Genomic DNA, 17856 nt, shown 5'->3' on the forward strand with positions numbered 1-17856 from the left:
TTGGATGAAAGTTCTTTCTAAGCCCTGTACGAAAAGCCACTTTTCGTACAGGGCTTAATACAAGGCCGCGTATCATATCCAACTTTGGTAAAAGCTTACCAGCGCAGTCGTCAGATCCTCCTGCAAGGCCTGTTCCAGACACCAGCGCTCGGCATGGGCGGCCAGTTCATCGGTGTGCTGCTCCAGCGCATTCCAGCCCTGGGTCATGTCTTTTCCGCCATTCCAACTGTGCCAGACCTCGGTCAGCGCCTGCTGCGCCGCCTCCGACAGCCCCACCCGGTACAACTCCAGAAACGCATCGAGCTTGGCCCAGTGGGCGTCGTCATCCTGCTCGTAGATGTGCCAGATGAGCGGCCGCCCCGCCCATTGCGCGCGGACGAATGAATCCTCCCCGCGCACGACGTTGAAATCACAGCACCACAACAACTGGTCGTAGTCTTCCTGACGCACGAACGGGAGCACCTGAATCGTCAGGGCATCGCAGGCACACACAGCGCCCGCTTTCAATTCATCCACGCCCAACCAACGCTGAACGTCACCCAGAATGCGGCCTTCCGGGACCAGCAAATGGGTCTGGCGATCAGCCTGGGCCAGGCAGTCCAGCCAGCTGCCGAGCCCGGCGTGTTCGTAGGCGAACAGCGACATCAGCCGCGCGTCGCCGTGGGGCACGATGTTCAGGCGCTGGAGGACGGATTGGCGTGCGGCAGGATTCGCCTGAAAGGCCTGACGCTTTTCGATCAGGCCCGCTTCACGCAACAACCCGCCGGTCTTTGCGGTGAATCCGGGGAAGAAGAAATACTTGCGCAGCCCCGTAGACTGGATCGACGGCAGGCCATGGCAACCCGACACCCAGTCCTCGGCGCTGAGGTATTCGAGGTTGAACCACAGCGGCCGCTTCTCCCGCCCGAGCATGGCCTCGATGTAGTCCGGCGGCAGGCGACAGGCGAAGGCTTCCACCACGACGTCCGGCAGCTCGGCCGGCTGCCACGTCTTGGGCCATTCCTTTGGCCAGCGACAGACGGTCACGCCATCGCGTATTTGCTCTTCCGCCAGCGGATCGGCACCCGGGCACAGTCGGGCGAAGGCGTTCAGGTCATCGATCCAGAGGCGAACCTGCAGATCGTGATCCGCGACCAGTTGTCGGGCCAGGCGAAAGGTCACGCCGACGTCGCCGAAATTATCGACAACGCTGCAGAAAATATCCCAAGAGGCTTTCATCCGGGCTCCCTGAGGATGTTCAAAAAAACCGATTGTCCTTCATTGCGGCGCAGAATCACCAGCCCCGGTCGTGCGACAATCGCCGCTACCGCTGGCCACATGCATACAAGTCTGGAGTCTGTCATGTACGTCAACCACCGCGAACTGTCCGTCACGCTGCGCCCGCTCAAGCTGATCCTGTCGATTGCCGTCGGTATCTGGCTGGGGTTTCTCGCTGTCCTGCTGAGCCTGTGGCTGATCTATAAACTGCTCCCCGCCGAGCAGACCCAGGCACTGAACAATGCGGCCGCGCAGATGACCGCCCCGCCTGCGGTCAAACCAAAGCCGGACAGTGATAACCCGATGTTCGATCAATACCGGCAGATCCTGCGCGACAGCGAAGTGCGGCAGACTCAGGAGGCCGAACAGGCGGAGCGGCAACGCAGCTTCAACGGGCCGAAATGTCAGTTCTGGATGCAGCAGAACCAGACCGCCCCCAGCGAGAAAAGCCGTGCGAGCGTGTATCAGTTCTGCGGTTGAATCCCCTTTATCGAGCCACTCCATGCCCGTGAACAAGCAAACCGTCCTGCAGTGCATCGTCGAGAAGCTGCAGGTCGATCTCGATGTGGCCGTGCGGGCCGCGCAAACGGCGTACGAAACCGCGACCCACGAAGAGAACATCGCCGAGAACAAGTACGACACCCTCGGGCTGGAGGCGTCCTATCTGGCGGCGGGTCAGGCGCGGCGCGTGGAAGAAATCCGCCAGTCGCTGAACCTCTGCCGCCACCTCGTGCTCAAGCCTTTCGATGAGCAGCGCGGCATCCAGACCGGCGATCTCATCGCCCTCCAGGCGGATAACGGTGCGCAACAGCGGTTGTTTCTCGGGCCTGACGCGGCGGGGCTGAAAATCACGGTCGACGAGCAGGTGATTACGGTGATCACCGCACGCTCGCCACTGGGTCAGAGTCTGCTTGGCAAGCTCGATGGCGATGAGGTCGAGGTGGTGGTGAACGGCAGCCGTCAATCGTTCGAGATCACGCAAATCCTGTGATCCACTGATCATTTGCAGGGTTGTAGCGTCCGACTTTTTGTGGGTAAGGTGCACAGTCGCACCACAAAGGGTGAACCCCGGAACATGGAGCCGGGGACACGGATTTAACCAAGGAGATATTTCATGACGAACGTCATCACTTTCCCTGACGCCCATGAACGTGATCGCCTCAAGTCCAGTGACCACCACGGGTTGAGATACCTGAACAAGAAAGAGCGACAACTGATCGACCGCCTGCGCATGACCAGTCACGCCGGCCGCCAATACGTTTACGACTACGCCAGCATCATGCAGCGTTCCAAGCCGCTGTACCCCGAACCGGTGGAGTGACGCAGCTCGTCCGGGACACGTGGCGGTTCAGCAGAGGTTCAGTACAACGCCAAGGGGCGTGGGCCTATAGTGGGCAGGTATTTCTGTCTTCAGGAAAGCCTCATGCCTACTGCCACGCCTGCCCCGTCGCCCGCCGAACCGGGCACCTCCGCTGCCGCTGCGCCGGCGGATCATCTGCGCTTCCACAAACGCCACGCGCACCTGGCGCCGACCTTTGGCAACGACGCTTTCGCCCTCAAGGCCGAGGCGTTTGCGCGATTCTTCGGCACGCCCACGTTTCTCGGCGCACAGACGTTGCTGGTCGTACTGTGGGTGAGCGCCAACGTGAGCGGGTTGGTGTCGTTCGATCTCTACCCGTTCATCCTGCTCAATCTGGCGTTCAGCCTGCAATCGGCGTATGCCGCGCCGCTGATTCTCCTAGCCCAGACGCGACAGGCTGCCCGCGACAAAGCCAGCGCCGATGCCGACGCAGAACACAGAGAGGCACTAGCGGCCGCCAACGAAGAGCGCATGGCCATAGCAGCGCGGTACACGGCGCAGATGCTGGAACTGCTGGAGCAAAATACTCGGCTGACCGAAATGACCAAAGTGCTGACCGAACGCGTCGAAGGGCTGACGGCGGACATGCACAAGCATTTCGTCAAGCGCGATGGGCATGTTTGAAGGTTTTCGGGATCTGCCCTGCACCCACAGCGGATCTGCGGCACGGGCAAAATCTTAGTCTGGCAAGGGACCTTGTAGGAGTGAGCTTGCTCGCGAAGAGGCCAGTGCATCCGCTAAATCTTCTTTGGCTGAAATACCGTTTTCGCGAGCAAGCTCACTCCTACAGTTCCTCCGTTTTCGGCATGACAATGCAGCGTGCTGGCTAAGGACAGCTTCTACGCAAATCACATCCCGTTGAACGATCACACTCACACGCTGCCCCAAACTCCATGGCATTCATGATCCCCCATCAAAAGTCCCGTGCCCGCGCTGTGGTTTTTCCCTGCCCGCCGGCGCGGGATACTGGGCATCTGTTTCGTCCATCTTGTTCCCCCTTGAACTCTGGAGTTTTCCCATGACTGTTCCCGCATTTGGCCTCGGCACCTTCCGCCTGAAAGATCAGGTCGTTATCGATTCGGTCAGCAATGGCCTGGAGCTGGGCTATCGCGTGATCGACACCGCGCAGATCTACGGCAATGAAGCCGAGGTCGGTCAGGCCATCGAACAGAGCGGCGTGCCCCGTGACGAGCTGTACATCACCACCAAGATCTGGACCGACAACTTCGCCGCCGACAAGCTGATCCCGAGCCTGAAGGAAAGCCTGGCCAAGCTGAAAACCGATCACGTCGACCTGACGCTGATCCACTGGCCATCGCCTAAAGGCCAGGTGCCTGTCGCCGAATTCATGGGCGCACTGCTGGAAGCCAAGCAGCAAGGCCTGACCCGCGAGATCGGCATTTCCAACTTCACCGTGGCGCTGATGGGTGAAGCCATCGCTGCGGTCGGTGCCGAGAACATCGCCACCAACCAGATCGAACTGCACCCCTACCTGCAAAACCGTACCGTGGCCGCTTTCGCTCAACAGCACGGGATCAAGATCACGTCCTACATGACCCTGGCCTACGGCGAAGTGCTGAAAGACCCGGTGATCGAACAGATCGCCCAGCGCCACAACGCAACCCCCGCCCAAGTGACCCTGGCGTGGGCCATGCAGTTGGGCTACGCGGTGATTCCTTCGTCGACCAAGCGCGCGAACCTGGAAAGCAACCTGAAAGCCGTTGACCTGAAGCTCAGCGAAGACGACATGGCGCAGATTGCCCAACTGGACCGCGGTCATCGCCTGACCAGCCCGGCCAGCCTTGCGCCTCAGTGGGATTGATGCAGCCCTGATTCTGGCTTCGGCCAGAATCACCCCAACCAGCGCCCTCTAATAACGCACCCGAACCATAAACAGGCGCCCTGCCTGACCCATTCCTGAAATTGGTTCGCTTCGCGCCTGAACCAATTCCGCCTCGCCTCGCGAACCAGACTTCCGAACCTTTGCCGATTGGCCCGAAGGCGCGGGATCACGCCTGCACGCCTGCCCGGTCATCGCCTCGCCCTGGCGGACCAATTTTCATTGGCATCGCTATTGCACTCCTCCTCTGCAGCCAAGCCCTGCTTCATGCAGCCCCTGGCCTCCGGTTCATCCCCGTGACGAGAGACGCATATGGACAGCATCGACACCGACGCAAACCACGACACTTCGTCGAAGATGGCCCTCGATGCGCTGCGCCAGATGGTCGCGCAGCAGGCGGCCTTCCCGCAGCGGCCGTTGCCGACCGAGCGCGACCTGGCGGTGGATTTCGGCGTCAGTCGCCGGGCCATTCGCCGCGCGCTGGCAGTGCTCGAAGCCGAGGGACACATCTGGCGCCGTCAGGGCAAAGGCACTTTCGTCGGCCCTACCCCGCCGAGCGCGGCCATGAGCTTTGCCAAGCTGTCGAGCCGGACCAATTTCAGCGAGGTCATGGAAGCGCGCATCTATCTGGAACCGGCACTCGCGTCACTGGCCGCCCTGCGCGCCAGCGGTGAACAAATGGCGATCCTGCGCCGGCTCGCTGAACGCACCACCCATCAGCAACACGCCAGCGAACCCGACGCCGAAGGCATCGAGCTGTGGGACAGCGCGCTGCACCGCGGCATCGCCGAAGCCGCCGGCAACCGACTGATGCTGGACATCTTCGAAATGCTCGACGCCATCCGTCTTGATCCGGCGTGGCGCGACCTGCGTCAACGCGCCCGCAACACCGACCGCCTGAGCACTTACAGCCACGATCACCACGACATCATCGGCGCCATCGAAAGCCGCGATCCGGCCAAGGCCGCCACCGCCATGCGCGGTCACCTGCGTGCGCTGCAACAGGCGCTCGATCACGTCATCCAGCAAGACCTCGAGGCCAGCGTATGAGTGCTTCACCCGCGAACACCCCATCGGTATTGAGCGTCAGCGACCTCACCGTGCGCTTCAAGGATGCCCCGGCAAATGTCGTCGACGGCGTGTCGTTCGCCATTCAGCCGGGCAAGACCCTGGCCATCGTCGGCGAGTCCGGCTGCGGCAAAAGCGTGACGTCCATGGCCTTGATGGGCCTGCTGCCCGACACCGCCACCGTCCAGGCCAGCGCCTCGAATCTGCTGGGCGAGCCGTTGTTGGGGATGTCCGACGAGCGACTGCTGGACGTACGCGGCAACCGCATGGCGATGATCTTTCAGGAGCCGATGACCTCGCTGAACCCGGTGTTCACCATTGGTGACCAGATCGCCGAAAGCGTGATTCGCCATCAGGGTCTGTCGGCCAGCGCCGCCCGCCAGCGTGCGCTGGAGATGCTGGAAAAGGTCCGCGTGCCCGATGCCCTTCAGCGCCTCGACGCTTACCCCCACGAGTTGTCCGGCGGCATGCGTCAGCGCGCGATGATCGCCATGGCGCTGGCCAACGACCCTGCGCTGATCATCGCCGACGAACCCACCACCGCCCTGGACGTGACCATTCAGGCGCAGATTCTTTCGCTGGTCGCCAGCCTCCAGGCCGAAACCGGCACGTCGATGATGCTCATCACCCACGACCTCGGCGTGGTCGCCGAAGTGGCCGACGAGGTCATCGTGATGTACGCCGGCCGCGTCGTCGAAAGCGGTTCGGTGAAGACATTGTTCGATGATCCGCAGCACCCTTACACCATCGGCCTGATGGGTTCGATGCCCTCGGTCGGCCCTCGCGAAGGGCGGTTGGCGACGATTAACGGACGCGTGCCGACCCCGGCTGAAATGCCCGGTGGCTGCCGCTTTGCCAGCCGCTGCCCGTTCGTCATCGCCGCGTGCCGGGAAGCCCGTCCGCCGCTACTGGAAGTCTCCGCCGGGCATTTCGCCGCCTGCATTCGCGTGCCACTTGAACAGCATCTGGGAGTCAGCGCATGAGCCTGTCAGGCCAACACATCGTGAATGCCGGGATGGCTGAATCGGCGCTGGAAAAGCCGATTCTGGAAAGCATTGCGGTGAGCAAACACTTCCACAGCGAAGCCGGATTGTTCCAGCGCAAGAAGCCGCCCGTGCAGGCGGTCAATGAGGTGTCCCTGGCCGTGCGCCGGGGCGAAACCCTGGCGCTGGTGGGTGAATCCGGCTCGGGGAAATCGACCCTGGGCCGGGTGCTGCTGAACCTGCTCAAGCCGACGGCGGGCGATGTCATTTATGAGGGCCGCAACCTGGGCAACCTGCCCGCCGACAAGCTGCGTCAGGTGCGCCGGGATCTGCAGATCATTTTCCAGGACCCGTTCGCCTCCCTGAACCCGCGCATGAGCGTGGAATCGATCATCGGCGAGCCGATCTGGCTGCACCGCGACGACAGCCGCAGCGCGCGTCAGGATAAAGTCGCTGAGCTGCTGCGCACGGTCGGTCTGGCGCCGGAGCACGGCAGCCGCTTTCCCCACGAATTTTCCGGCGGCCAGCGTCAGCGCATCGGTATCGCCCGGGCGCTGGCCTCGGAACCACGGCTGATCCTCGGCGACGAGCCGGTGTCGGCGCTGGATGTTTCAGTGCAGGCCCAAGTGGTCAATCTGCTGGAAGACCTCAAGCACCAGTTCGGCCTGACCCTGCTGATCGTTGCCCACGGCCTCGCGGTGATCCGCCACATGAGCGACCGCGTGGCGGTGATGTACCTCGGCGAGATCGTTGAACTGGCGCCGGTCAACGCGCTGTTCGAAACACCCTTTCATCCTTATACCCAAGCGCTGATGGCCGCCGTGCCGGTCAGCCACCCGGACCTACGCCGCCCGCGCCCGCTGCTCGGCGGTGACATGCCAAGCCCGAGCAAGCCGCCGTCCGGTTGCCGCTTTCACACCCGTTGCCCCCACGCCAAGGCGCTGTGCCGCGAGGTGAAGCCGCTCTTCGACACCGTCGAGCCGGGACGTCAGGTGGCCTGCCATTACTGGCGCGAAATCGCCAACGCCGGCGCCGGTTCGCTGATCGTGCCCACACCCAGCGCCGCCTACAGCCAGCGCCTGAACCTGTTCAAAAGCCATCAAGCCCTTTCTCTGGAGAGTCAGCCATGAAGTTCGCCCACCTGATGACAACCACGTTGTTGCTGCTCGCTGCGAATGCGGCTGTCGCCGAAACCACCCTGCGCATCGGCATTCAGGATGACCCTGACATGCTCGACCCGCACCGCTCGCGTACCTACTCGGGGCGCCTGGTCTACACCGCACTGTGCGACAAGCTGGTGGACGTCAACCCGGACCTGACCTACGTGCCGCAACTGGCCACCGCCTGGAACTGGAGCGAGGACGGCAAGACGCTGACCATGACCCTGCGCGACGGCGTGACCTTCCACGACGGCGAGGTGTTCGACGCCGCCGCCGTGAAGTTCAACCTCGACCGCGCCCGCACCCTGCCCGACTCCTTGCGCAAGAGCGAACTGGCGTCGGTGGAAAGCGTTGAGGTAATCGACGCGAAGACCGTGGCGATCAAGGTCAAGCAGCCCGACGCGACGCTGATCTCGCAACTGTCGGACCGCGCCGGGATGATGCTCGCGCCCAAGGCGTCGGCCACCGACGTGGCCTCCAAGCCGGTGTGCTCAGGGCCCTACAAATTCGTTCAGCGGGTGCAGCAGGACCGCATCGTGCTGGAGCGTTTCGACAACTACTGGAACAAGCAGGCGTATCACTTCGACAAGGTGATTTTCCTGCCGATTCCGGACACCTCGGTGCGCCTGGCCAACCTGCGCTCCGGCGACCTGGACATCATCGAACGCGTTGCGCCGACGGACGTGAAGACCGCCAAGGCCGACAGCCACATCCAAGTGTTCAGCACGCCGGGCCTGGGCTACATGCAGCTGATGTACAACACCAACAATGGCGACAAGGCCAACAACCCGATGGGCAAGGACAAGCGCGTGCGCAAGGCCTTCGAGCTGGCCATCGACCGTGACGCGATCAATCAGGTGGTATTCGAAGGCCTGTACGCACCGAGCGCCCAGCCGTTCCCGAAAAACAGTCCGTATTACGACAAGGACCTGCCGGTGCCAACCCGAGACGTCGAAGCCAGCAAAAAACTGCTCGCGGAAGCCGGGGTGAAGACGCCCCTCAGCGTCGAGCTGAAAGTCGCCAACAACCCCATCGCCCAGCAGGTCGGTCAGATCATTCAGGCCATGGCGGAAGAAGCCGGCTTCAAGGTCAATCTGATCGCCACCGAATACGCCACCCTGCTCAGCGAGCAACAGGCCGGCAACTTCCAGATCGGCATGAGCGCCTGGTCGGGCCGCCCTGATCCGGATGGCGACATCCACCAGTTCGTGACCTGCAAGGGTGGCCAGAACGACGGGCATTTCTGTGACCCGAAACTCGACGAACTGCTGAACAAGGCACGCACCGTGAACGATCAGGCCCAGCGTCAGGCCCTCTACTTCGAGGCCCTGCGCCTGCTCGCCGAAGACGTGCCGACCAGCTACCTGTATTTCGATCCGCGAATCATCGCCATGCGCAGCAACCTCACCGGTTTCGTGCCCAATCCCGATGGTTTGATTCGCCTGAACAACGTCGCTTTTAAATGACAGCGGCGCCCGTGGGCAACCGCTTCGGCCGCGAGGATTCGTCATGCTGACTTTCATCCTGCGACGCCTGCTCAGTGCCATTCCGACGCTGATCCTGGTTTCGCTGTTCGTCTTCACCCTGCAAAAGCTGCTGCCCGGTGATCCGGTCCAGGCCATGGCGGGTGAAGAGCGCGACCCGGCGGTAATGGAATACCTGCGGGAGAAATACCGCCTCAACGACCCGCTGCCGCTGCAATACGTGCACTGGGTCGGCAATGTCCTGCAGGGCGACTTCGGCACCTCGCTGCGCACCGAGCAACCGGTGGCCGTGCTGCTGGCGTCGAAGCTGCCGGTGACCATCGAGCTGGCGGTGCTGGCGCTGATCATCGCGCTGGTGATCGGCATTCCCACCGGCGTGATTTCGGCGGTGCGCAAGGGCACGTCGGTGGATTACGCGGCCAACGTGTTCGCCCTGTCGGGGATCTCGATTCCGCACTTCTGGCTGGGGATTCTGTTGATCATGATCTTCGCCGTGAAGCTGCAGTGGCTGCCGGCTTCGGGCTTCGTGCCGCTGGGTGAAGACGTCGGGCAGAACCTGAAAACCCTGATCCTGCCGGCCTTCGTGCTGGGCGCCGGGCTGTCGGGGGTGCTGATGCGTCACACCCGCAGCGCGATGCTCGAAGTGCTGCGCGCCGATTACGTGCGCACGGCACGGGCCAAGGGGCTGTTCCCGCGCACGGTGATCTTGAAGCACGCCCTGCGCAATGCGCTGATGCCCATCGTCACGCTGACCACGTTGCTGTTCGGCGAACTGCTCGGCGGTGCGGTGCTGACCGAGCAGGTTTTCAGCATTCCCGGCTTCGGCAAGATGATTGTCGATGCCGTGTTCAACCGCGATTACGCCGTGGTGCAGGGCGTGGTGCTGTGCGTCGCGATCGGCTTCCTGCTGCTGAATCTGCTGGCCGACGTGCTCTATCGCCTGATCAATCCGCGTCTGAGGACTGCCTGATGACTTCGATTGCGACCCATCCTTCAGCGCCGCTGAACGCGCCGTCCCAGGCGCCGTTGAGAGAACCCCTTCGGCCGCGCACCCGCTCGCCGTTCGTGAAGAAATTCCTCGCCAACAAGGGCGCGGTGGTCGGCGCGGTGGTGCTGATCATCTTCATTCTGGCCGCGCTGCTGGCGCCATGGATTGCGCCCCATGATCCGCTGAAAGCCAACTTCCTCGCCGTGCGCAAAGCGCCTTCGCTGATCTACTGGCTGGGCACCGACGAGCTGGGCCGCGATCTGTTTTCCCGCCTGCTCTGGGGCGCGCGCAGCTCGTTGCTGGCGGGCGGCGTTTCGGTGGCGATTGCCATGGTCATCGGCGTGCCGCTGGGCCTGCTAGCCGGTTACTTCGGCGGCAAGCTCGACACAGTGATTTCGCGCATCATGGAAGCGCTGCTGTCGTGTCCGTTTCTGGTGCTGGCCATTGCCTTGGGCGCGTTCCTCGGCCCGAGCCTGAGCAACGCGATGATTGCCATCGGGCTGTCGGCGATGCCGATTTTCTCGCGCCTGACCCGCGGTCAGGTACTGGCGATCCGTCACGAAGATTACCTGGAAGGCGCCCGCGCCATTGGCCTGCCGGACCGCTGGATCATCCTGCGCTACGTGCTGCCGAACGTGCTCTCGCCGCTGGTGGTGCAAGCGACGCTGACCATCGCTTCGGCGATTCTGGCGGAAGCGAGCCTGTCGTTCCTCGGCCTGGGCCAGCAACCGCCCTCGCCGTCCTGGGGCTCGATGCTCAACACCGCGAAGAACTTCATGGAACAGGCGCCGTGGATGTCCATCGCCCCGGGCGTGGCGATCTACATCACCGTGCTGTGTTTCAACCTGCTGGGCGACGGGCTGCGTGATGCCCTCGATCCGAAAAGCTGACGGCGCTCGCGCTTACACGCCGAGTCCCCGCGTCTACAACCGATCAACTGCCAAGAAGAGAACGACTGCATGTTCGATGATCTGGATTACAGCCAACCTTACCCGTCCGCCCGCTCGCCGGTGATGGGCAACAACATGGTCGCCTGCTCGCAACCGCTGGCCGCACAGGCCGGGCTGGACATGCTGCGTCAGGGCGGCAACGCCGTTGATGCCGCCATCGCCGCCGCCATGGTGCTGACCGTGGTCGAACCCACCGGTTGCGGCATTGGCAGCGACGCCTTTGCCATCGTCTGGGACGGCAAGACGCTGCAAGGCCTGAATGCCTCGGGCCGCTCGCCGAAAGCCTGGACGCCGGAGCACTTCGCCGGCCAGCAGGAAATGCCCCAGCGCGGCTGGGCATCGGTGACCGTGCCGGGCGCGGTATCGGCCTGGGTCGCGTTGTCCGAGCGCTACGGCAAGCTGCCCTTCGCCACCCTCGCCGCGCCCGCTATTGGCTACGCGCGGGACGGTTACCAGGTGACGCCGATCATTGCCGAACTGTGGCGGCGCGGCGCGGGGCTGTTGAAGGATCAGCCGGGGTTCGCCGAGTGCTTCCTGCAAGGCGGCAAAGCGCCGAAGGCCGGGGAGAAAGTTGTGCTGATGGATCACGCGACAACCCTAGAGCTGATTGCTGACACCAAGGGCGAGGCGTTTTATCGCGGCGAACTGGCCAAGGCAATGATCAGCCACGCCAACGCCAATGGCAGCGTCATGAGCCTTGAGGATCTGGCGAACCATCGGGTGGACTGGATCGACACCTTGTCGGTGCCGTACGCCGGCGCCGTGGTCCACGAGCTGCCGCCGAATGGTCAGGGCATCGCCACGCTGGCGGGCTTGGGCATCCTCGAAGCGCTGGGCGTGGGCAAGCAGCCGGTAGACAGCGTCGACACCGTGCACCCGGTGCTGGAAGCCATGAAGCTGGCGCTGGCCGACCTCAACCAGCACGTCACCGATAACGACCACATGCGCGTCGCCGCTGAACATATGCTCGACCCGGCGTACTTGCGCGACCGCGCGGCGCTGGTGGGCGAGCAGGCGCAAGACCCGCTGCACGGCGCGCCCAAGGCCGGCGGCACGGTGTACCTGTCGGCGGCGGACGAGAGCGGCATGATGGTCTCGTTCATTCAGTCGAACTACATGGGGTTTGGTTCCGGCGTGGTGGTGCCGGGCACGGGCATCAGCCTGCAAAATCGTGGCGCGGGCTTCACCCTGGACCCTGATCACGTCAACACCGTTGCGCCGGGCAAGCGGCCGTTTCACACCATCATTCCGGGCTTTGTGATGAACGCCGACGGCACGCCGTTGATGTCGTTCGGCCTGATGGGCGGGCCGATGCAGGCTCAGGGGCATTTGCAGATGATGCTGCGCATTCTGCGCTACAAGCAGAACCCCCAGGCCGCCGCCGACGCCCCGCGCTGGCGCATCGAGTCCGGGCTGAAGGTCGCGGTGGAGCGCTCGTTTGATCCGCAGGTGATCGAAGCGCTGCGCGCCAAAGGCCACGACGTGGAAGTTGAAGACCCCAGCGGCGTGTTTGCCTTCGGCGGCGCGCAGATCATCCAACGCACGGCACATGGCTATGTGGGCGGGACCGATCCGAGGAAAGACGGGTTAGTTGCAGCGTATTGAGTGAGCCGACACTTGAAACGGTAGGAGCAATCGAGGTGGCGCCCCACCTTGCCCGCGATCGCGGTGTGTCAGCCACGCATAGGTCGGCTGACACATCCGGTTCGCCAGCAAGCCGGCTCGTACGGAGCCGGTGTGCGCCTTGCCTGCCAGGTCAGAGGCAGGTCCTGCCGAGACCTTAGGGTGCTGGCGCTTACATTTGAGCCGGCTTGCTGGCGAACGCGCCCTGTCGGCTCACAGAAAAGTGCCTGAAACACCGCTTCGCGAGCAAGCTCACTCCTACAATTTTTGTACCCGCCTCCAGATCCGCGTTGAACGGTTTTAAGTACCCGGCTCCACATCCGCTTTGAACGGTTTCATGTACCCGCCTCCAAATCCGCGTCGAACGCAAGTCCCTTTGTAGGAGCAATCGGAGGTTACGACGGTCGCGAAAGCGGCGGTCTGTGACATCACTGTCGACTGACACACCGCCTTCGCGGGCAAGCGCGCTCCTACAGTTGATTTGCGCTGTCCACCAGTCTGCGATCCCTCAGGTAATCCGCGTTTGATGACCATCCCACAGGTCTAAAGTCCCGAGATGAAATGGCAGGATCACGGTCTGCCTCTGCCCGCAGGGCGTAGGAGCGCGCTTGCCCGCGAAGGCGTTTTCCGCGGCGCCGGCCTCCACGCCTGACACGACGCCTAATGATCAACCACGCAAATCGGTAGGAGCCGGCTTGCTGGCGAATGCGCCCTGTCAGTTGACAGAAAAGTGACTGAAACACCGAAATCGCGAGCAAGCTCACTCCTACAAGTTTTGTACCCGCCTCCGAATCCGCGGCGAACGGTTTTATGTACCCGCCTCCAAATCCGCGTTGAACGGTTTAAAGTACCCGTGTCCAAATCCGCGTTGAACGGTTTAAAGTACCCGTGTCCAAATCCGCGTCGAACGGTTTTGAGGACCCGGCTCCACATCCGCGGCGAACGGTTTTACGTACCCGCCTCCAAATCCGCGGCGAACGGTTTTATTTACCCGCACCCAAATCCGCGTCGAACGCAAGTCCCCCCTGTAGGAGCAATCGGAGGTTACGACGGTCGCGAAAGCGGCGGTCTGTGACATCACTGTCGCCTGACACACCGCCTTCGCGGGCAAGCGCGCTCCTACAATTGATTTGCGCCGTCCATCAATCTGCGTTCCCTCAGGTAATCCGCGTTTGATGACCGTCCCACAGGTCTAAAGTCCCGAGATGAAATGACAGGGATCACGGTCTGCTTCTGCCCGCAGGGCGTAGGAGCGCGCTTGCCCGCGAAGGCGTTTTCCGGCGCGACGGCCTCCACGCCTGACACGACACCTATTGATCAACCCACGCAAATCCGGAGCCGGCTTGCTGGCGAACGCGGTAGGCCAGTCACTGCAGATGTCGACTGACACAATCTGTTCGCCAGCAAGCCGGCTCGGAATCGGTGTGTGCCTTGCCTGCCAGGTTAGCCAGACACCACCGCAACAATTCCCACCACACTCAACACCATCACCGTGCAACCCAGCACCGCCACTTCACGCAACGGCGGCGGAATCCGCTCGTGGGTGATGCCCCGGGCGCTTTTGCGGTAGCGGGCGTTGAGGCCGATCTGGATCAGGAGGCCGGCCATCAACGAGAAAATGACCGGCAATAGGGCCACCCACCCAAACGGCGGAATCCAGCGTAAAAACAGAGTGCACACGCCGATCAACGTCAGCAGCGTCCGGCGCCAGGCCAGCAGGGTGCGTTCGGGTTGCAGACCGGGATCGTCGTGGCGCAATGGCGTCGACGGCACGGCATGACCGCGCCGGTTCACGACGCGCCGTAAATCAGAAAGACGATCAGCCCCGCCGCCACCAACGCGCCGCCCAACGACAGAATCGGCACCAGCACCGGCAACGGCAATGGCTTGCGCTGACGCATCGCCCGTTCGACTTTCAGCCAGCGCACGCAGGCACTGGCGCTCACCAACAAGGCCAGCACCAGCAACGACAAAGCCACGGCCCGACGCAGACCGGGGCTGAACACGTCGCTGGTGAAGGCTTCGACCGCGATGCCACCGGCCAGGAACGCCAATGCCGTGCGGATCCAGGCGAGAAATGTGCGTTCATTGGCGAGGGTGAAGCGCGGGTCAGGCTCGCAGCCGCCGCCGAGCAGCGAAGCCGACAGGCGATCACGCTCCGGCGGCGTGACGGGGTCGCTGGCGGCAGGGGTGCAGGGAGGAATGACGTTGCCGGGCTCGGGGGAATTCATGTCGCACCGTGGTCGGGTAGATGCGACGGATCATACCGGTCATGCCCGGGAAAGGCGCGTGTCCACAGCGACATGCGACTGTCTGATGGCGCAGCGCGCATAACCTGTAGGAGCGTGGCTTGTCCCGCGATCGGGGACGCAGTCCCCGTAAACCCTGACAACGCGCTGTGTCTGGAAAAACGCGTTCGCCAGGTGACGACGGGTTCCCCGCCGATCGCGGGACAAGCCACGCTCCTACCGTCAGATTATCGGTTCGCCAGTTCCACCCACACCGAGCCCTTGGGATATTGATAGCGCTCCAGCGTCTCGGCGTGCATTTCGATGCTGTACCCCGGCCGCTGCGGTGGCATGTAGCGGCCACGGCGGATGACCACCGGATCGAGGAAATGCTCGTGCAGGTGATCGACGTATTCCAGCACCCGCTTGTCCAGCGAGCCGGACACCGCGATGTAATCGAACATCGAGATGTTCTGCACGTATTCGCACAACCCGACGCCGCCACCGTGGGGGCACACCGGGATGTCGAACTTGGCCGCCATCAGCAGCACGATCAGCACCTCGTTCAGCCCGCCCAGCCGTGCCGCGTCGAGCTGGCAGAAATCCAGCGCGCCGGCCTGGAACATCTGCTTGAACATCACCCGATTGTGGCAATGCTCGCCGGTGGCCACACCAATCGGTGCGATGCGCTGACGAATCGTCGCGTGGCCGAGGATGTCATCGGGGTGGGTCGGCTCTTCGATCCACCAGGGCTCGAACGCCGCCAGCCGGCGCATGTTGCTGATCGATTGCTCGACGCTCCAGACCTGATTGGCGTCCATCATCAGCGTGCGTTCCCAGCCCAGTTCGTCGCGCAGGATCGCGGCACGGCGCATGTCTTCTTCGATGTCCGAGCCGATCTTCTGCTTGATGTGGGTCCAGCCTTCGGCCAGGGCTTCGCGGGCCAGTCGACGCATCTTCTCTTCCGAATAACCCAGCCAGCCCGGCGCGGTGGTGTAGCCCGGATAACCCTCCTCCAGCAGTTGCGCCTCACGCGTTGCTTTGCCCGGCACTTGCCGACGGAGCAAGGCGATGGCTTCTTCGGGCGTGATGGCGTCGGTGACGTAGCTGAAGTCCAGGCACTTCACCAACTGCTCGGGAGTCATGTCGGCCAGTAGTTTCCAGACCGGCTTGCCCTCCACCTTGGCCCACAGGTCCCAGACGGCATTGACCAGCGCGGCGGTGGCCAGATGGATCACGCCTTTTTCCGGCCCCAGCCAGCGCAACTGGCTGTCGCCTGCCGTGATGGTGTGCCAGAACGCGCCCATGTCCGCCGTGATCGATTCCAGGCTCAGCCCCACCACGCTCGGCGCCAGGGAGTGAATCGCGGCGGCGCAGATCTCGTTGCCGCGGCCGATGGTGAACGTCAGCCCGTGGCCTTCCAGCCCGTCCGGCGAATCGGTGTGCAGCACGACGTAGGCAGCGGAATAATCCGGGGCGCTGTTCATTGCATCGGAGCCGTCGAGGGACAGGGAGGTGGGGAAGCGGATGTCGCGAACGGATATGGACGTGATCTGCATGGTGGACTCTCTTATTCTTGGAGAAGCGTGGCGACGACGCTAACGGTGCAGGAGCGATCGGAGTGGCATTTCACCTTATCCACGAACGGGGCGGGTCAGCGAGGACATGGGTGCTGACCCGACGCCTTCGCGGGCAAGCGCGCTCCCACAGGATGTATGCCTTCTTACCCCCGACTGTAGGCCGAACTGCGATACAGGCATAATCGCCAAATCCTAATCATCGATACCCAATTCGATATGTCAGCAAAAAATCCTTACCTGCCTGGCACCTTCCCGTCGCTGAAAATCTCCAGCCGGCAGATCGCGTTGCTCAACGCGCTGGGCGAGCTGGGCAATCTGCGCAAGGCCGCCACCGCCATCCACACCACCCAGCCCGCCGCCAGTCTGTTGCTGCAACAGCTGGAAGCGCGGCTCGGCGTGCAACTGTTCGAGCGTTTGCCGCGCGGCATGCAGCCGACGCTGTTCGGCGAGGTGATGATTCGCTACGCCCAGGGCGCGCTGCATGAGTTCGAATACGCCGAAGCGCAGTTGGCCGAGCTGGCACGCGGGGCGACGGGGATGGTGCGCATCGGCACGGTCATGGGCCCGGTACCGACGCTGCTCACTCGCGGCGTGCTGGCGTTCAAGGCTGCTCACCCGAAAGTGCGCATCGCGCTGGAAGTCGGCACCAGTGATGAGCTGCTGCCGGCGCTGATTCGCGGCGATTTCGATGTGGTGCTGGGCCGGTTGCCCGATCAGCTCGACGGCCAGAGCCTCGACATTCAGCTGTTCGAGCAGGGCGAAAGTATGCGCATCATCGCCCGGCCGCAGCACCCGCTGGTGGATCGCGCTGGCCCCACCCAGACGAGCCTGACCCTGACGGAGCTGGCGCCGCTGACCTGGATCCTCCACCCCATCGGCAGCCCCATGCGGCGCCAGGTCGAGAACGCATTGCAGACGGCGCAATTGATTGAGCCGCTGGACATCATCGAAACCCGTTCGATTTTGGCGACCACTTCGATGCTCGAATCCTCGGACATGATTGCCGTGGTGCCCAATGACGTCGCCCAGCACTACGCGCGTTACGGCATGATCGCCATTCTGCCCGTCGAGTTGCCGTTGAGCATGGCCAATCTCGGGCTGATGACGTCGAAAGCCCGGCCGATGTCAGCGGCGGTGAAAGCGCTGCTTGCCAATCTAAGCGCCCGATTCTGAGTTTGTGTATGCGGGGTTTGCGGGTGCAGGCTCCTTTCCAAAGTTTCAGGCGGCACCGTGAGTCGATAACCCTGAGTTATCGCTCAATCGAAACCTTTCATTGGGAAATTATCAACTGGCTTCATAGAGTGGCTGAAAATCGGCCCACTACGCCGCGCTGAT

General features: G+C 62.9%; 17 protein-coding genes. 13 read left to right on the forward strand and 4 right to left on the reverse strand.

Translation table 11 applies throughout. From position 1 onward, the window contains the following. Positions 1-72 precede the first annotated feature (72 nt). Positions 73-1218 (reverse strand): elongation factor P maturation arginine rhamnosyltransferase EarP, encoded by a 1146-nt coding sequence (gene earP / locus ACYAR8_RS03755; protein ID WP_463579113.1) that lies wholly within the window; start codon positions 1216-1218, stop codon positions 73-75. A gap of 123 nt (positions 1219-1341) precedes the next feature. Here earP and ACYAR8_RS03760 point away from each other — a divergent pair, with 123 nt between their 5' ends. From ACYAR8_RS03760 to ACYAR8_RS03815, 12 genes are all read left to right on the forward strand, one after another. Next, the gene (locus tag ACYAR8_RS03760; protein WP_463579114.1) at positions 1342-1737 is read left to right on the forward strand and encodes a hypothetical protein; all 396 of its coding nucleotides are present in this window, start codon (positions 1342-1344) and stop codon (positions 1735-1737) included. A gap of 28 nt (positions 1738-1765) precedes the next feature. Beyond that, entirely contained in the window at positions 1766-2248 is a 483-nt protein-coding gene (locus ACYAR8_RS03765) for a GreA/GreB family elongation factor (RefSeq protein ID WP_074888331.1), read from the forward strand. Positions 2249-2371: 123 nt separating this feature from the next. After that, positions 2372-2578, forward strand: coding sequence for a hypothetical protein (locus ACYAR8_RS03770; protein WP_463579115.1), 207 nt, complete (start codon positions 2372-2374; stop codon positions 2576-2578). A gap of 102 nt (positions 2579-2680) precedes the next feature. Further along, a complete protein-coding gene (locus ACYAR8_RS03775; RefSeq protein ID WP_463579116.1) occupies positions 2681-3241 on the forward strand; it encodes a DUF1003 domain-containing protein in 561 nt (186 codons plus the stop codon). A 394-nt stretch (positions 3242-3635) separates the two neighbouring features. Next, on the forward strand, positions 3636-4439 hold the full coding sequence (gene dkgB / locus ACYAR8_RS03780) for a 2,5-didehydrogluconate reductase DkgB (protein ID WP_463579117.1): 804 nt from the start codon (positions 3636-3638) through the stop codon (positions 4437-4439). 330 nt (positions 4440-4769) lie between these two features. Further along, positions 4770-5507 carry a FadR/GntR family transcriptional regulator gene (locus tag ACYAR8_RS03785; protein WP_463579118.1) on the forward strand — a complete coding sequence of 246 codons (738 nt, stop codon included), beginning with the start codon at positions 4770-4772 and terminating at the stop codon, positions 5505-5507. Further along, on the forward strand, positions 5504-6508 hold the full coding sequence (locus ACYAR8_RS03790; RefSeq protein WP_463579119.1) for an ABC transporter ATP-binding protein: 1005 nt from the start codon (positions 5504-5506) through the stop codon (positions 6506-6508). Before ACYAR8_RS03785 ends, ACYAR8_RS03790 begins: the two co-directional genes overlap by 4 nt. Beyond that, the gene (locus ACYAR8_RS03795; RefSeq protein WP_463579120.1) at positions 6505-7638 is read left to right on the forward strand and encodes an ABC transporter ATP-binding protein; all 1134 of its coding nucleotides are present in this window, start codon (positions 6505-6507) and stop codon (positions 7636-7638) included. Before ACYAR8_RS03790 ends, ACYAR8_RS03795 begins: the two co-directional genes overlap by 4 nt. Beyond that, positions 7635-9134 carry an ABC transporter substrate-binding protein gene (locus tag ACYAR8_RS03800; RefSeq protein WP_463579121.1) on the forward strand — a complete coding sequence of 500 codons (1500 nt, stop codon included), beginning with the start codon at positions 7635-7637 and terminating at the stop codon, positions 9132-9134. The genes ACYAR8_RS03795 and ACYAR8_RS03800 overlap by 4 nt, the downstream gene beginning before the upstream one ends. Positions 9135-9177: 43 nt before the next feature. Beyond that, positions 9178-10122 carry an ABC transporter permease gene (locus tag ACYAR8_RS03805; RefSeq protein WP_463579122.1) on the forward strand — a complete coding sequence of 315 codons (945 nt, stop codon included), beginning with the start codon at positions 9178-9180 and terminating at the stop codon, positions 10120-10122. After that, on the forward strand, positions 10122-11030 hold the full coding sequence (locus ACYAR8_RS03810) for an ABC transporter permease (RefSeq protein WP_463579123.1): 909 nt from the start codon (positions 10122-10124) through the stop codon (positions 11028-11030). Before ACYAR8_RS03805 ends, ACYAR8_RS03810 begins: the two co-directional genes overlap by 1 nt. Positions 11031-11099: 69 nt before the next feature. Next, entirely contained in the window at positions 11100-12695 is a 1596-nt protein-coding gene (locus tag ACYAR8_RS03815; RefSeq protein WP_463579124.1) for a gamma-glutamyltransferase family protein, read from the forward strand. 1461 nt (positions 12696-14156) lie between these two features. Here the strand turns inward: ACYAR8_RS03815 and ACYAR8_RS03820 are convergent. The 3 genes from ACYAR8_RS03820 to ACYAR8_RS03830 all read right to left on the reverse strand — a co-directional run bounded on the left by ACYAR8_RS03820 (position 14157) and on the right by ACYAR8_RS03830 (position 16500). Continuing rightward, entirely contained in the window at positions 14157-14507 is a 351-nt protein-coding gene (locus ACYAR8_RS03820) for a DUF202 domain-containing protein (protein ID WP_108120397.1), read from the reverse strand. Beyond that, entirely contained in the window at positions 14504-14944 is a 441-nt protein-coding gene (locus tag ACYAR8_RS03825) for a YidH family protein (RefSeq protein ID WP_463579125.1), read from the reverse strand. The genes ACYAR8_RS03820 and ACYAR8_RS03825 overlap by 4 nt, the downstream gene beginning before the upstream one ends. 245 nt (positions 14945-15189) lie before the next feature. Beyond that, positions 15190-16500, reverse strand: coding sequence for an L-fuconate dehydratase (locus ACYAR8_RS03830; RefSeq protein WP_463579126.1), 1311 nt, complete (start codon positions 16498-16500; stop codon positions 15190-15192). A 237-nt stretch (positions 16501-16737) separates the two neighbouring features. Here ACYAR8_RS03830 and ACYAR8_RS03835 point away from each other — a divergent pair, with 237 nt between their 5' ends. Beyond that, positions 16738-17694, forward strand: a complete 957-nt coding sequence (locus tag ACYAR8_RS03835) for a LysR family transcriptional regulator (protein ID WP_074890852.1) — start codon at positions 16738-16740, stop codon at positions 17692-17694. Positions 17695-17856 lie beyond the last annotated feature (162 nt).

The sequence above is a fragment of the Pseudomonas sp. HP_01 genome (genome assembly GCF_055284355.1).

Coding starts and splice junctions, on each gene's coding strand:
- ACYAR8_RS03790 (WP_463579119.1), top strand. CDS start 5,504: ATGAGTGCTTCACCCGCGAACACCCCATCGGTATTGAGCGTCAGCGAC.
- ACYAR8_RS03800 (WP_463579121.1), top strand. CDS start 7,635: ATGAAGTTCGCCCACCTGATGACAACCACGTTGTTGCTGCTCGCTGCG.
- ACYAR8_RS03835 (WP_074890852.1), top strand. CDS start 16,738: ATGTCAGCAAAAAATCCTTACCTGCCTGGCACCTTCCCGTCGCTGAAA.
- ACYAR8_RS03830 (WP_463579126.1), bottom strand. CDS start 16,500: ATGCAGATCACGTCCATATCCGTTCGCGACATCCGCTTCCCCACCTCC.
- ACYAR8_RS03810 (WP_463579123.1), top strand. CDS start 10,122: ATGACTTCGATTGCGACCCATCCTTCAGCGCCGCTGAACGCGCCGTCC.
- ACYAR8_RS03805 (WP_463579122.1), top strand. CDS start 9,178: ATGCTGACTTTCATCCTGCGACGCCTGCTCAGTGCCATTCCGACGCTG.
- ACYAR8_RS03825 (WP_463579125.1), bottom strand. CDS start 14,944: ATGAATTCCCCCGAGCCCGGCAACGTCATTCCTCCCTGCACCCCTGCC.
- ACYAR8_RS03795 (WP_463579120.1), top strand. CDS start 6,505: ATGAGCCTGTCAGGCCAACACATCGTGAATGCCGGGATGGCTGAATCG.
- ACYAR8_RS03760 (WP_463579114.1), top strand. CDS start 1,342: ATGTACGTCAACCACCGCGAACTGTCCGTCACGCTGCGCCCGCTCAAG.
- ACYAR8_RS03815 (WP_463579124.1), top strand. CDS start 11,100: ATGTTCGATGATCTGGATTACAGCCAACCTTACCCGTCCGCCCGCTCG.
- ACYAR8_RS03770 (WP_463579115.1), top strand. CDS start 2,372: ATGACGAACGTCATCACTTTCCCTGACGCCCATGAACGTGATCGCCTC.
- dkgB (WP_463579117.1), top strand. CDS start 3,636: ATGACTGTTCCCGCATTTGGCCTCGGCACCTTCCGCCTGAAAGATCAG.
- ACYAR8_RS03775 (WP_463579116.1), top strand. CDS start 2,681: ATGCCTACTGCCACGCCTGCCCCGTCGCCCGCCGAACCGGGCACCTCC.
- ACYAR8_RS03785 (WP_463579118.1), top strand. CDS start 4,770: ATGGACAGCATCGACACCGACGCAAACCACGACACTTCGTCGAAGATG.
- earP (WP_463579113.1), bottom strand. CDS start 1,218: ATGAAAGCCTCTTGGGATATTTTCTGCAGCGTTGTCGATAATTTCGGC.